Source organism: Desertimonas flava (genome assembly GCF_003426815.1).
In the GTDB taxonomy this organism is placed as follows: domain Bacteria; phylum Actinomycetota; class Acidimicrobiia; order Acidimicrobiales; family Ilumatobacteraceae; genus Desertimonas; species Desertimonas flava.
Genome location: NZ_QKYK01000014.1, coordinates 44,897 through 58,086 on the forward strand (window position 1 = coordinate 44,897; position 13,190 = coordinate 58,086).

Consider the following 13,190-nt stretch of genomic DNA (forward strand, 5'->3'; position numbering starts at 1 on the left):
GGGCACACGATGAGTGGACTCTTCGACATCCTCGCCGCGGCGATCCGCACCAACGAGCCCGTGGCCCTGGCCACGGTGATCGACGGACCGCACCGCGGCGCCAAGCTGCTGGTGCGGCCCGGCCAGGAGCCGCTCGGCACGCTCGGTGACGCCGAGCTCGACCGGGTCGTCGCCCGCGACGCGCTCGCCGAACTGGAGGCCGCCCGTTCCGGCGTCCGCCACTACGGGCCCGGCGGCGAGACGACGCCCGAGGACCTCGAAGGGGCGCCGATCGTGCGGGTCTTCGTCGAGTCCCACGCCCGCCCGCCCCAGATGTGGATCTTCGGGGCCGTCGACTTCACCGCCGCGCTGGCGAAGGTCGCCAAGGTCCTCGGGTACCGGGTCACCGTGTGCGACGCCCGCGAGGTCTTCGCCACCCGGCGGCGCTTCCCGATGGCCGACGAGGTGATCGTGTCCTGGCCGTCGCCCGTGTTCGACGAGCGGGGCGTCACGCTCGGCCAGCGCGACGCCGTGTGCGTGCTCACCCACGACCCGAAGTTCGACGTGCCGGCCATCGTCGGCGCCCTCGCCACGAAGGTCGGCTACATCGGGGTGATGGGCAGCCGGACCACCCACGACAAGCGGCTGCAGCGCCTCTCCGAGGCGGGGGTCACCGATCCGGCCCAGCTCGACCGCCTGATGTCGCCCATCGGTCTCGACCTCGGCGCCCGCACGCCGGAGGAGACGGCGATCTCGATCTGCGCCGAGATCATCGCCCGCCGCACCGGCCACAACGCCCCCAGCCTCAAGGACGCGTCCGGCGCCATTCACTGACCCGGACGCCGCGATGAGCCTGCTGCTGGCCTCCAAACTCAAGGCCCCGCAGCGACGCCGCGGCACCGTTCCCAGGCCGCGGCTCGACGAGCGCCTCGAGCCTGCCAACCAGCCGGCGCTGACCCTGGTGTCGGCCCCGGCCGGGTTCGGCAAGACGACACTGCTGGCCGACTGGGTCGCCGCCCGCGCCGAGCGGGGGCATCCGACGGCTTGGCTGTCCCTGGACGCCGACGACAACGACGCGCCCCGGTTCTGGCACTACGTCGTCGCCGCCGTGCGGACGGTGGCGCCCGAGCTCGGACGAACCACGCTGTCGACGCTGGCGTCGATGCCCGACGCCCTCACCGCTGCCGTCTCGGCGCTGGTCAACGACGTCGCCACCCTCCCCGTCGGCATCGGCTTGGTCCTCGACGACTACCACCTCGTGGACAACCACGACATCCACGGCTCGATGCGGTTCCTGGTCGAGCACGCGCCGCCCCAGCTGCGCATCGCCGTCGCGTCCCGGGCCGACCCGCCGTGGCCGCTGGCCCGGCTCCGGTCGCGCGGCGAGCTGTTGGAGGTGCGCGGCGCCGACCTGCGGTTCACGACCGAGGAGGCCGGGACGTACCTGAACGGCTCGATGGGGCTCGATCTGGCGGCGGTCGACGTGGCGACGCTGGGTGAGCGCACCGAAGGCTGGATCGCCGCCCTGCAGCTTGCGGCCCTGTCGATGCGCGACCGCGACGACACCGCCCGATTCGTCCACTCGTTCGCCGGGACCGACCGGTTCGTCGTCGACTATCTCGCCGAGGAGGTGCTCGAACGCCAGCCGCCTGACGTCCGGTCGTTCCTGCTGCAGACGGCGGTTCTCGGTCGGCTCTGCGGACCGCTGTGCGACGCCGTCACCGGTCGGGCCGGCGGTCAGGCGACGCTCGTCGATCTGGAGGCGGCAAACCTCTTCGTCGTCTCCCTCGACGACCAGCGCGAGTGGTACCGCTATCACCACCTGTTCGCCGACGTCCTGCGCGCCCGCCTGCTCGCCGAACAGCCCGCCTCCGTGGCCGAGCTGCATCGCCGGGCCAGCGACTGGTACCGGGTCCACGACGCCTGGCCCGAGGCCGTCGATCACGCCCTGTCGGCCCACGACCACGGGCGTGCCGCGCAACTCGTCGAGCTGGCCGCACCCACGATGCGCCGCGATCGGCAGGAGGCAACGCTGCGCCGATGGCTGGAGGCGATGCCCTCCGACCTCCTCGCCGAGCGCCCGGTGCTCGGCATCGCTCTCGTCGGGGCGCGGATGGCGACGGGCGATCGGGAGGGCGTGGCCGACCTCCTCGACGACGTCGAACGGCACCTCGGCGACCCCGGCGATCCATCGCGTTCGGCTCCCGTCGTGTTCGATCAGGACGAGTACGCCCGGCTCCCCGAACAGGTCGCCGTGTATCGCGCGGCATTGTCATTGCTCGCCGGTGACACCAGCGCCACGCTCGCCCATGCCCGGCGGGCCCTCGCGCTCGCCGAACCGGCCGACCACCTGCGGCGTGGTGCGGCCACCGCCCTCACCGCCCTCGCTCGATGGACCGAGGGTGACCTCGACGAGGCCGTCGATCGCTATGGCGACGCGATCGGACACTTCGTCGAGCTCGGCCACGTGTCCGACGTGCTCGGCCTCTCACTGGCCATGGCCGACCTGCAGATCACCCAGGGCCGTCTCCGTGCCGCGCGGCAGACGTACGAATCGGCGTTGTCGCAAGCGGGCCGACACGGCGTGGTTCGCGGCACCGCAGACATGCGCGTCGGCCTGGCCACCGTGCTGATCGAGCAGAACGAGCTCGACGCGGCCGGTGAGCAGCTGGTGCTCGTCGACCGTCTCGGCGAGCATGCCGGGCTCCCCCAGAACGCATACCGGCGGCGGGTCGCCGCCGCCCTGCTGCTCCGGGCTCGCGGTGACCTCGACGGCGCCCTGCAGCTCCTACGCGACGCCGAGGCGGTCTACGACACCGACTTCTCCCCCGCCGTCCGGCCGGTCGCCGCCCTGATCGCTTGTACGCAGCTGATGCGGGGCGACGTCGGCGAGTCCGAGCGTTGGGCGGCCCGATCACAGCTGACCCCGAACGACGATCTCGCCTACGTCCACGAGTTCGAGCACGTCACCCTGGCCCGCCTCCTCCTGCACCGCAGGGACGACGAGAGCACCGGGGCGGCCGTCGAGCTGCTCCGGCGGCTGCGTGATGCCGCCGACGAGGGCGGCCGGACCGGCCCGCTGATCGAGGTCCTCACCCTGCTCGCATCGGGATCGGCCGACTCCGGTGATCGCGCCGCCGCCGTGGAGTCGCTCGAACGCGCCTTGACGCTTGCCGCGCGCGAGCGTGCAGCGCGGGTCTTCCTCGACTCGACGCCGACCGTCGCCCGGATGCTCCGCACCGTCACGCTGGCGGGCGTGGCCGGCGAACACCGCCGCCACGTGCTGGCCGCGTCGACGACCCCGACGACCAGCCGGTCCAGTCCACTCGCCGACCCGTTGAGCAGCCGCGAGCTGGACGTGCTGCGCCTCCTCCGCGGCGACCTCAGCGGGCCCGAGATCGCCCGCACGCTGCACGTGTCGCTCAACACGTTGCGCACGCACACCAAGAGCATCTACTCCAAACTCGGGGTCTCCAGCCGCCGGGGTGCCGTGCGACGCGCCAGCGAGCTCGACCTGTAGGGACCACGATCACCACCACGATCACCAGATGATGTGATGCGCCCTCACCAGGTCGGTTCGTACCGTCCTGGAGTGGCAGCGAACACCGACCGCCGACAGTACGAGATCAGGGTCAGGGGACACCTCGGCTCGGCGTGGGCCGCGTGGTTCGACGGGTTCGACGTCACCGACGACGACGGCGGGATCACCGTCATCCGCGGCACCGTGGCCGACCAGGCCGCGCTCCACGGCGTCTTGCAGAAGCTGCGCGACCTCGGCATCCCGCTGGCGTCGCTGACCGACCTCGGACCGGACCCGTCCGGTCGCAACGAAAGGAAATGATCGACATGTCCACCGTGTCAACCGCTGGCCCGACCACCATCCCGGCCGGACGCGGTCTGCGCCGGACGGCGCTGGTCGCCGGCCTGCTCTACATCGCCACGTTCGTGTTCTCCATCCCGGCCAAGTTCGGGCTCTGGGAGGACGTGCTCAACACTCCCGATTTCGTCACCGGCGGCGGGAGCGACGGCGGCGTGCTGTGGGGGGCGTTGTTCGAGGTGTTCACGGGCCTTGCCGGGGTCGGCACGGCCGTCGTGCTGTTCTCCATCGCCCGGCGACACCACGCACGTCTCGGGCTCGGCTTCCTCGCCTCCCGCCTGTTGGAGGCGGCGATGATCTTCGTCGGCGTCCTCGCCGTGCTGTCGGTGTACACGCTGCGCCACGAGTCGACCGGCGGCGACAGCGACTCGCTGCTCGCCACCGGCCGCGCCCTGATCGCCGTGCACGACTGGTCGTTCCTGTTCGGTCCTGGCCTGATGTCGGCGATCAACGCCCTGTGTCTCGGAACGATCATGTACCGCTCCCGGCTGGTGCCCCGCGCGATCCCGACGATCGGCCTCATCGGTGCGCCGATCCTGCTCGCCTCGGACGCCGCCACGCTGTTCGGCGCCTACGACCAGGTGTCGGCTCCCTCCGCCCTGCTCGCCGTTCCGGTGGCGATCTGGGAGTTCTCGCTGGGTGTCTGGATGACCGTCAAGGGCTTCCGGACGGCGCCGAGCGGGACGGCGGTGTCGCCGCAGCCGAGCGCCACCACCCCGCTCACCGTCGCCTTCGATTGAACTTCCTGTACTGATTCCTTGCCACGAGTGACGAGAAATCAGTACAGGAACGCGACGACTATGCGGTCGGGTCGCCGTAGCGCACGCTGTCGGCGCGTCCGTCGGACAACACCCACAGTTCGACATCGCTCTCGGGGTTCGACGAGTGGACCACGGCGTTGCCGAGACCAAGCGACATCATCACGTGACCGGGATACTCGACCAGGTCCCCGGCCATCACCGTGTCTCGGGTGCGCTCGTCGGCCGCGGCGATCTGATCCCCGCTCCGGCGGTTCAGCTCGAACCCGGCCTCTCCCCAGGCGTACGACGTGAGGCCCGAGCAATCGAACCCGACGCCGGGCTCCGAGGTCATCGACCGATACTCCACTCCGAGCTGCGTGAGCGCGGTGAGCAGCGCCACCTGATGCGGACGGTCTGCCGAGTGCCAGGCCAGCTGCATCGCCCGATGATTGAGCCCGATCTCGGTGGCCGTGGCCGCCGCCGTGGCGGCGAGTCCGTCCCGGTAGGCGGCGAGATCGGCGGCGTCGTCGCTGCGCTGGTAGCGGGCCAGCGCAGTCAGCGTGTCCAGCGCATGCTGGGCGACGACCGGCGAGTGCGGATCGCCGGGCACCTCGCTGGGGAGCGGGGCCGCCGAGGCGGACCCACCTCCGAGAGCGAAGGCCGAACCGGCGGCGGCGGCGAGAGCGACGAGGGCGATCCGGGCGCTGCGGCGAGTGCGCTGCGAGCCGGGCCGGCCGGTATGACGATCGGTGATCTGCATGTTGAAGGCGATTCCCCTGGCTTGAGAGAGGCCGTCCGGACCCAACAACACTGGAGGTCTTTCGCGGCCGGGGTTACGTCGTGAAGGCGCAAAGCTACTGTCACGGAAACGACACAATCAACCTCAACGACAACTTTCCGTCATCATTTCGTAATAGCGAGCGCGACGACATCGAGTTGGCTAGTGCCGTGGCCATGAACGGTCGCCTCGTCCACGGCGAGTCGGGGGCGTCGCTGGCAAGGCGCGGCGACGACGTGCCTGCCTTGCCCAACCACGAGGAGCAGCAACGCAGCCAGCGGCGGCATCCGGCCGTCGTGGCGTGCGAACGTTTGTGGTCACGGCACTTGGGCCGCGGCGGGTCAGAATGAGGGGGTGAGTGCAGGTCGAGCAGGCGAGGTGATCGCCGTGGTGCTCGCCGCCGGTGGCGGCACTCGCTACGCCGGCCCGACGCACAAGCTCGACGCGGTGGCCGACCCCGACGGGCGCACGGTCGCCCGCCGCGCCGTGGACGCCGCCCGCGAGGCGGGCATCGGCCCCGTCGTCGTCGTGACGGCCGACCACGTCCGCACCACGCACCCCGCCGACGTCACCGTCATCACCAATCCGGCCTGGAACCAGGGCCAGGCGACGTCGCTGCGCTGCGGCCTCGACGCCGCCCGAGCCGCCGGTGCCACGCGCGTCGTCGTCGGCTTGGGCGACCAGCCGGGGGTGACGGCCGAGGCGTGGCGCGCGGTGGCCGCGGCGGGAACGGTGTCGCCGATCGCCATCGCCACGTACGACGGACGCCGCGGTCACCCGGTGTCACTCGACGAGTCGGTGTGGAGCCTGCTGCCGACCGAGGGCGACGAGGGAGCCCGCTCCCTGATGCGTCTTCGACCCGATCTCGTGCGTGAGGTACCGTGCCAAGGTTCCCCCCGGGACATCGACACGTTGGAGGATCTTCACCGATGGCAGAACAGCTCGTCAACGAGTTCACCGTCAACCGCCCGATCGACGAGGCGTGGACCGTGATCACCGACGTCGAGCGCATCGCGCCCTGCCTTCCCGGAGCGCAACTCCAGGAGATCGAAGGTGAGACGTACCGCGGCGTCGTGAAGATCAAGCTCGGTCCGGCGACCATGCAGTTCAAGGGCCAGGCCACGTTCATCGAACAGGACGACCAGGCCCACCGTGGAGTGCTGAAGGCGGAGGGCCGCGACACCAGCGGCCGGGGCAACGCTGCGGCCGAGATCACCGCTCAGGCCGAGAGCCTCTCGCCCACGAGCACCAAGGTCGTCGTCACCACCGACCTCCACATCACCGGCAAGGTCGCCCAGTTCGGCCGAGGCGTCGTCGGCGACGTGTCGAAGAAGCTGATGGCCCAGTTCGCCACCAATCTCAACACGATGCTCGATGACCAGGGCACCGGCGATCCGGCACCGGCCGAGGAACCGGTGGCGGCCGCCGCCCCGTCCGCCGACGGCGACGAGGCGCCAGCCGCGTCGGACGCCGCGTCCTCCGGTGGCGATGCCGGGTCGACGGCCGCCGAATCGGCGCCGCGGGTGCGCAAGATCGACAGCCCGGCCACCGAGCCGGTCGACCTGGCGGGCGTCGGTGGACCGGCGGTCCTCAAGCGGCTCGGACCGGCCCTCGCGGCCATCCTCCTGCTCCTGTTCGTGCTGCGGCGGCGGCGCTGACCGAGTCGACGTCCAGTTCGCACCACGAACATCAGCCCCGAGTCACACTGTGCAGCCGGGCCCATGAACAGCGACCGTGAACGCGTCGCGGCGTTGCTCGGCCGCGTGCCGGACGGGGACTTCGACGTCGTGGTACGCGATGCCAGCGGCGACCCGGTCGTCATCCGCAACGCACCTCTGCTCGCCGACGGCACGCCGATGCCGACTCGCTACTGGCTCGTCGGGCGCCGTGAGAACGTGGCTGTGAGCCGGCTGGAGGCGGACGGCGGTGTGCGCGCCGCCGAGTCGGCCATCGACCCCGCCTCCATCCGTGCCGCGCACGATCGCTACGCCGCCGAACGCGACGCAGCGGTGCCGCCCGACGCGGTCCACCGGCCGAGTGGCGGCGTCGGCGGCACGCGTGAGGGGGTCAAGTGCCTCCACGCCCACTACGCCTGGCACCTGGCCGGTGGTGACGATCCGGTCGGCCGGTGGGTGGCCGACGAGCTGCGCGGCCGCCTCGACGTGACGCTCTCCCAGCACCGCGTGACCGTCCGTCACTTCGACATCTCGGCGACACTCGCGACCACCCCGAGCGATCTGCTCGCCGAGTTCCTCGGCGACGGCGACCCGCCCCGGCCTGAGGCACTCACCAACTGCCTCGGCACCGTCAGCGACGCCGTCGACGACCTGGTCCGCGATCACCCGGACGTCATCGGCGTCGACCGCGCGACGTTCCGCGGCGACGAGGCCTGGCACCTGGCCCAGGTCGAGCGGGGCACGACGGTCCTGGACGAGGCGGTGGTGATCGATCGCCACGATCTCGAGGACCTGTTCCGCACGATCGTCGCCGAGACGCGCGCCGACCGGCTGCACAACCCGGCGATCGACCCGGCGCGAATCGACTCGATCGTGGCCACCTGCTGCGTCACACTCGGTCTCATGCGGCGCCTCCACCTGGACGCCGCCACCTTCTCCTCCAGGAGCGCGTGATGCTGCGACATCCGTCCGGGCGGCCGACGGTGCCCTCTCCCCTGCGCCTGTACGGCAAGCGGGTGCTGCTCCGACCACTCGTGCTCGAGGACTTCGGGGCATGGCGCGAGGTCCGGGAGCACAACGAGTCGTGGCTCACGCCGTGGGAACCGCGTCGCCCTCTCCCCGAGTTCGACCCCACGTCGAACCGCAGCGCGTTCGCCGCGCGGTGCACCGCGCGCGACCGCGACGCCACCAACGGCCTGTCCTACGGCTTCGGCGTGTTCGTCGATCAGCGCTTCCGTGGCGAGGTGAACCTCAACAACGTGCAGCGCGGCGCGGTGCAGACCGGCACGATCGGGTACTGGATCGACCAGCGCACGGCCGGCCAGTCACTCATCGCCGAGAGCGTCGTCGTGTTGGCCGAGTTCGCCTTCGAGACGCTGTGGCTCCACCGCTTGGAGATCTGCATCGTCCCGCGCAACCACAAGAGCAGGCGAGTGATGGAGAAGCTGGCGATCCGAGAGGAAGGGATCGCTCAGCGGCTCGTCGAGATCAACGGCGTGTGGGAGGACCACATGCGGTACGGCTTCACCGTGGAGGAATGGAATGAGCGCGCCACGGAGTTGCGCGAGGCCTGGTTGATCCCTCAATGAACGCGGTCGCCTCCCCGGCCCGACGGGCCGGGGAGGTGACTCGAACGACTACTCGGCGGCGAGCTTGAAGGCGGCGGCGCGAGCCTGACGCAGCGCCGAACGGCGCTTCCACATCTTCGTCTTCCAGTGCCGCTTGGCACGCGAGCGCTTGGCCAGCTTGGAGCGGGCGACGTCGGGATCCCGATGATGCTCGGGCTTCCAAGCCGCTCCCGGTTCGTGGAGGTCGGCCGGGTCGAGACCGGCACTGACCTGCGTCGCCACGTTCGACAGTTGGACGTGGATCCGGTGCCGCTCGCTGTGAGCGTGCGCCCGAAGCTCCTGCTTGGGCTGCATCGGCAGCTCGGCATCTCGATGCCGCTGGCTCATTCTCTACCTCCTTGTTACGTCCTGTTCGGACGCCGTTTCCTGGATGAGAGCTGGTTGGCCCTTGCAGGTTCACCATAGCCCAGCAGCTGACCGATAGGGGCCACCTCGGGTGTGATTCTGGTGACGAGATCGTGACGTTCAGCGCTTCGACGAGATGCGCGCCTGGAGGGCCGCGACGCGCTCGGCGAACCACGGTTGACGGGTGCTCCACAGCTGCGGTGTGAGCTCGGTGGCGACCGCTTCGTCGTGCGACGTGACGCCCGCCATGGTCGCCAGCGTGCGCTTGGTCTCGATGGCGAGCTCACGCGGGACCGAGGCCGCCCGGGCCGCCATGTCGTGGGCTGCGGCCAGCAGGTCGGCGTCGTCGACGACGCGATAGGCGAGCCCGACCCGCTCGGCCTCGGCCCCGTCGAGCACGTCGCCGAAGAGGACGGCGGCCGCCGCCGCCTGCGGCCCGGCGATCCGGCGCAACATCCACGTGTGCCCACCGCCGGGATGGATCCCGAGCTGCAGGAAACGGGTGTCGAACTTCGCCCGCCGGGCGGCCAAGCGCACGTCGCACCCGAGCGCGAGGTTCATGCCGGCCCCGACCGCCGCACCGTTGACGGCAGCCAGCGTGGGCAGCGTGCTGCGGGCGATGCGCAGGAACCCCTCGTAGATGCGACCGAGGCTCGATCCGTCCGCCTCGGCGAGGTTGCCGAGATTGGCGCCGGCACAGAAGGCGGGCGGTGTCCCCGTGACCACCACGGCACCCACGGACTCGTCGGCCTCGAAACCATCCATCGCGGCGACGATCTGCTCGACCATCGGGGCCGTGAGCGTGTTGCGCTCGTCGGGATTGTTCAACGTCAGCGTGCCGACCCCGTCTGCGACGTCGGTCAGGACCAGGCTCGAGTCAGGGCTGCTCATGCCGCCGAGTCTGTCAGGACACCCTCTCTCGGTCCTATCCGACGCTGCCTCCATGCTCTCCCCAGTAGCCTCAATTCCACATGCTCGATCACGTCTTCACCGATGCCATCAGCGCGCTCCGCGACGCGTTCGAGGCGGCGTTCCTCGAACGGCAGGCATTCGAGGAGCACTTCCAGGTGGACGTGCTGCTCGGCGACGTCACCTGGGAGACCAGCTACGGCCTTCCCGGTGAGGGGCAACCCCCGCGGGTGGTCGCCCACGTCACGTTCGACTGGCCGACCTGGAGCCAGACGGCCTACCGCCGGTGGTACGTGGACGAGGAGCTGGAGAGCCCGCCGGCGATCGAGATGGAGATCGTCCTGCGCGTGCAGCGGCTCGCCGAGACCCCCGACATCAACCGCATCTACGAGTCGATCCCGACGGCCAGCCCACTCGTCGGCGAAGGCCGCCTCGAGCGCGCCGGGCTCACCGTCGAGGTCATCCACCCAGACCCCAGCGACCCCACCGAGATCGAGCTGTCGTATGCCGTCGAGGTCACCTACGAAGGGCTCTACGAGCTGGCCGAGGAGACGCTCGCCGACGGTACGTCGTCGGTGCTCGACGACCACTTCGGTGCGCTCGGCGGCTGGGTGGCGTCGACGCTCGTGCGCCTGGGCGACCTGCGCTTCGCATTCCTCCCCGCCGACGACAGCACCGCCGAGTAGACCGCCTCGTCGCGACGCGTCGAGCCTGCAAGAATCGCCCTCGATGACTGCCGGTACCCCTGTGCTGCTCGACGTGGCCGAGCGCATCGCCACGATCACCCTCAACCGGCCCGAGGCGCGCAATGCGCTGTCGAGCGAGGTGATGCGACTCCTCGCCGAATCGATCATCGCGGCCGAGCACAACCACGACGTCGACGTCATCATCCTCACCGGCGCCGACCCTGCGTTCTGCGCCGGGCTCGACCTCAAGGAGCTCGGCTTGGAGGGCAACTCGCTCGTCGGCTCCAGTTCCACCGAGACCTCGCGAGGTGGCCACCAGGTTCGAGGGCCGTTCCCGCGCCACACCAAGCCGTTGATCGGTGCCGTCAACGGCGTGGCGATCACGGGCGGGTTCGAGCTGGCGCTCAACTGCGACTTCCTCATCGCGTCGGAACGGGCGAAGTTCGGCGACACCCACTCGCGCGTCGGCGTGATGCCGGGATGGGGACTCACGGTGCTGCTACCCCAGGCGATCGGGGTGCGCCGGGCGCGGGAGATGAGCTTCACCGGGAACTTCATGGGCGCCGAGGAGGCTCTCGCTTTCGGGCTGGTCAACCACGTCGTCCCCCACGACGAGTTGATCCCGTTCACCCGCTCCATCGCCGCCGACATCATCGGCAACGATCAGCCGGGCGTGCGCCAGATCCGCGCCACGTACGCGGCCATCACCCACGACGACGACGCGTGGGAGACCGAGGCCCGGGACGGTCGGGCCTGGCTGCGTACGACGTTCAGCCCCGAACGCGTGGCGGCCCGGCGCGCCGCCATCATCGACCGCGGCCGCACTCAATGAGCGAAGCCGGCGACGCCGGCCCTGCCCGGCACCGCGACCGCACGCGGTTGATCTCTGGTGGCATGCTCGCCGCGGTCGTCATCGCCGCGGCCGTCGTGGCCCTGCGCCTCCATCGCAACGGGCACGGACTCGGCGACGACTTCGCGCTCTACATCAACCAGGCCCGCAGCCTGTTCGAGGGCAACGTCGCCCAGGTCATCACGGACAACCGCTTCCTCTGGCAGAACTCGGTGGCGGTCACGCCACCGATCTACCCGTGGGGTTTCCCGATCCTGCTGTCGCCGTTCGTCCACCTCTGGGGCATCGAGGCCTATGACAAGTTGAAGGTCGTCGAGGTCGCCGCCTTCTGCGTGTGGCTGGTCCTCTTCCATGGCATCGTCCGGCGCCGCACCGGCCGGGTGATCGCTCTGGCGCTCACCGTCGCCTTCGCCAGCGCGCCGCTGTATCTCGTGCACACCGACCAGCTGCTGACCGAGTTCCCCCACATGGCGGCCACGGCCACCGTGATCTGGTGGCTCGACCGGCTGCAGCGTTCTCCGGCCACGCAGGCCGCGACAACGGCTCAGTGGGTGGAGAGACGGGTCGGGCTGCTGACGGCTTCGACGGGCCAGCTCGTCACGCTCGGCCTGCTCATGGTCGCCGCCTACAACATCCGCCGCGAGAGCATCGTGCTGCTGGCGGTCCTCGCTGCGGCGATGGTGGTCGACACCGTCGGCTCGCTCTCGACGTGGCGCTTCCCCGGTGGCTCGGTCGTGTCGCGCCTCAAGGCGCTCGTCCACGCCATCCCGTGGCGCCGGATCGGCACACCGTTCCTGGCCTTCGCCGCCGGGGCGTTCCTCTTCCAGCTGCTGTTGCCGTCGACGTTGATCCCCGACAACGGCAACTCCAAGCGGTTCATCACCGAACGACTCTTCAGCACCGACACCAAGACGAAGGACTACCCGTTCCAGCTGACGCTCCAGCTCGGCATCGGGCCCCATCCGCTGCTCGGACTGATCCTCATGGCGATTGCCGCGGCCGGAGTGATCGTCGCGTGCATCCGCCGGCCCCGGCTCAACATCCCGATCGCCGTCCTCACCGCGTGCACGATGCTCGTGGTCGGCACCCACATGCGAATGGTCGCTCGCTACTACTTCCAGATCACGCCCTTCATCGCCTACTTCGCGCTGATGCTGCCGATCTCGTACGCCGAGCTCCTCCTCGGGCACCGGCGGCTCGGCGTGACGACACGCCGTGCCCTCCTCGCCTGCCTGTCGGTACCGGCGCTGTGGATCGCCGCCCTCCACGTGCATGACCTCCCCGCCCGCCTGCGCGCCGCCGACCGCTACAACGACTCGGGACAGGTTCAGTCGGGTGGCGTGACCGAGATCTCGGCGCCGGCGTTCACCGCGATCGAGCGGTACACCGATGCCGACGACGTGATCGTCTACTACCGCGTCCGCACGATGACGCTGTACACGGGACGGCGGGGCGTGCAGACCACCAACCTCGACAAGGCCGCCCGCCTCGGCGACTACTTCATGCAGAACCTCCAGCGCGAGTACTCCCAGCCCAAAGCGACCGAGAACGACCTGCTGGCCAGGGGTTGGGTCGTGGTGTGGGAGGACGAGAACTGGCGGCTCTGGGAGATCCCGTCCGGCTGACGATCGATCGTCTCCGACCGGTTCATCGGAAGTTCACCACCGCGTCGCCCGACCGGTGGCCGGCGGCAAGCGACCAGCCAGCCGGCACTGGGAAGGT

The 13,190-nt window shown here is 70.3% G+C and carries 15 protein-coding genes; 12 read left to right on the forward strand and 3 right to left on the reverse strand.

Translation table 11 applies throughout. The features are described from left to right. Positions 1 to 9 precede the first annotated feature (9 nt). The 4 genes from DN771_RS16545 (at position 10) to DN771_RS16560 (ending at position 4,596) form a co-directional block, all read left to right on the forward strand. Positions 10 to 813, forward strand: coding sequence for an XdhC family protein (locus tag DN771_RS16545; protein ID WP_116998652.1), 804 nt, complete (start codon positions 10 to 12; stop codon positions 811 to 813). A 13-nt stretch (positions 814 to 826) separates the two neighbouring features. Next, on the forward strand, positions 827 to 3,499 hold the full coding sequence (locus DN771_RS16550; protein ID WP_116998653.1) for a winged helix-turn-helix domain-containing protein: 2,673 nt from the start codon (positions 827 to 829) through the stop codon (positions 3,497 to 3,499). Positions 3,500 to 3,571: 72 nt separating this feature from the next. Further along, entirely contained in the window at positions 3,572 to 3,820 is a 249-nt protein-coding gene (locus tag DN771_RS16555) for a hypothetical protein (RefSeq protein WP_205528627.1), read from the forward strand. Positions 3,821 to 3,825: 5 nt separating this feature from the next. Further along, positions 3,826 to 4,596, forward strand: a complete 771-nt coding sequence (locus DN771_RS16560; RefSeq protein WP_116998726.1) for a DUF4386 domain-containing protein — start codon at positions 3,826 to 3,828, stop codon at positions 4,594 to 4,596. A 58-nt stretch (positions 4,597 to 4,654) separates the two neighbouring features. On the opposite strand, the gene DN771_RS16565 is transcribed toward DN771_RS16560, so the two are convergent. Then, complete coding sequence (locus DN771_RS16565; protein ID WP_162942033.1) at positions 4,655 to 5,407, reverse strand: C40 family peptidase; 753 nt, start codon at positions 5,405 to 5,407, stop codon at positions 4,655 to 4,657. A gap of 29 nt (positions 5,408 to 5,436) precedes the next feature. Between DN771_RS16565 and DN771_RS29595 the strand changes: the two genes are divergently transcribed. The 5 genes from DN771_RS29595 (at position 5,437) to DN771_RS16585 (ending at position 8,639) form a co-directional block, all read left to right on the forward strand. Then, the gene (locus DN771_RS29595; RefSeq protein WP_162942034.1) at positions 5,437 to 5,724 is read left to right on the forward strand and encodes a hypothetical protein; all 288 of its coding nucleotides are present in this window, start codon (positions 5,437 to 5,439) and stop codon (positions 5,722 to 5,724) included. A gap of 4 nt (positions 5,725 to 5,728) precedes the next feature. Beyond that, positions 5,729 to 6,367, forward strand: coding sequence for a nucleotidyltransferase family protein (locus tag DN771_RS16570; protein ID WP_162942035.1), 639 nt, complete (start codon positions 5,729 to 5,731; stop codon positions 6,365 to 6,367). Further along, complete coding sequence (locus DN771_RS16575) at positions 6,304 to 7,032, forward strand: SRPBCC family protein (protein ID WP_116998657.1); 729 nt, start codon at positions 6,304 to 6,306, stop codon at positions 7,030 to 7,032. The genes DN771_RS16570 and DN771_RS16575 overlap by 64 nt, the downstream gene beginning before the upstream one ends. Positions 7,033 to 7,095: 63 nt before the next feature. Next, positions 7,096 to 8,004 (forward strand): DUF501 domain-containing protein, encoded by a 909-nt coding sequence (locus tag DN771_RS16580; RefSeq protein WP_116998658.1) that lies wholly within the window; start codon positions 7,096 to 7,098, stop codon positions 8,002 to 8,004. Beyond that, positions 8,004 to 8,639 carry a GNAT family N-acetyltransferase gene (locus DN771_RS16585; RefSeq protein WP_116998659.1) on the forward strand — a complete coding sequence of 212 codons (636 nt, stop codon included), beginning with the start codon at positions 8,004 to 8,006 and terminating at the stop codon, positions 8,637 to 8,639. The genes DN771_RS16580 and DN771_RS16585 overlap by 1 nt, the downstream gene beginning before the upstream one ends. 48 nt (positions 8,640 to 8,687) lie before the next feature. Here DN771_RS16585 and DN771_RS16590 read toward each other — a convergent pair whose 3' ends face one another. Together DN771_RS16590 and DN771_RS16595 are read right to left on the reverse strand one after the other, a co-directional pair. After that, positions 8,688 to 9,005, reverse strand: a complete 318-nt coding sequence (locus DN771_RS16590) for a hypothetical protein (RefSeq protein ID WP_116998660.1) — start codon at positions 9,003 to 9,005, stop codon at positions 8,688 to 8,690. Positions 9,006 to 9,143: 138 nt separating this feature from the next. Further along, complete coding sequence (locus DN771_RS16595) at positions 9,144 to 9,914, reverse strand: enoyl-CoA hydratase (protein WP_116998661.1); 771 nt, start codon at positions 9,912 to 9,914, stop codon at positions 9,144 to 9,146. 80 nt (positions 9,915 to 9,994) lie between these two features. On the opposite strand from DN771_RS16595, the gene DN771_RS16600 reads away from it, so the two are divergent. Genes DN771_RS16600 through DN771_RS16610 form a run of 3 tightly spaced genes read left to right on the forward strand, consistent with a single transcriptional unit; the run spans position 9,995 to position 13,093 of the window. Further along, entirely contained in the window at positions 9,995 to 10,618 is a 624-nt protein-coding gene (locus tag DN771_RS16600) for a hypothetical protein (RefSeq protein WP_116998662.1), read from the forward strand. A 43-nt stretch (positions 10,619 to 10,661) separates the two neighbouring features. Beyond that, the gene (locus DN771_RS16605; protein WP_116998663.1) at positions 10,662 to 11,450 is read left to right on the forward strand and encodes an enoyl-CoA hydratase; all 789 of its coding nucleotides are present in this window, start codon (positions 10,662 to 10,664) and stop codon (positions 11,448 to 11,450) included. Further along, positions 11,447 to 13,093, forward strand: coding sequence for a hypothetical protein (locus DN771_RS16610; protein ID WP_116998664.1), 1,647 nt, complete (start codon positions 11,447 to 11,449; stop codon positions 13,091 to 13,093). Before DN771_RS16605 ends, DN771_RS16610 begins: the two co-directional genes overlap by 4 nt. Positions 13,094 to 13,190 lie beyond the last annotated feature (97 nt).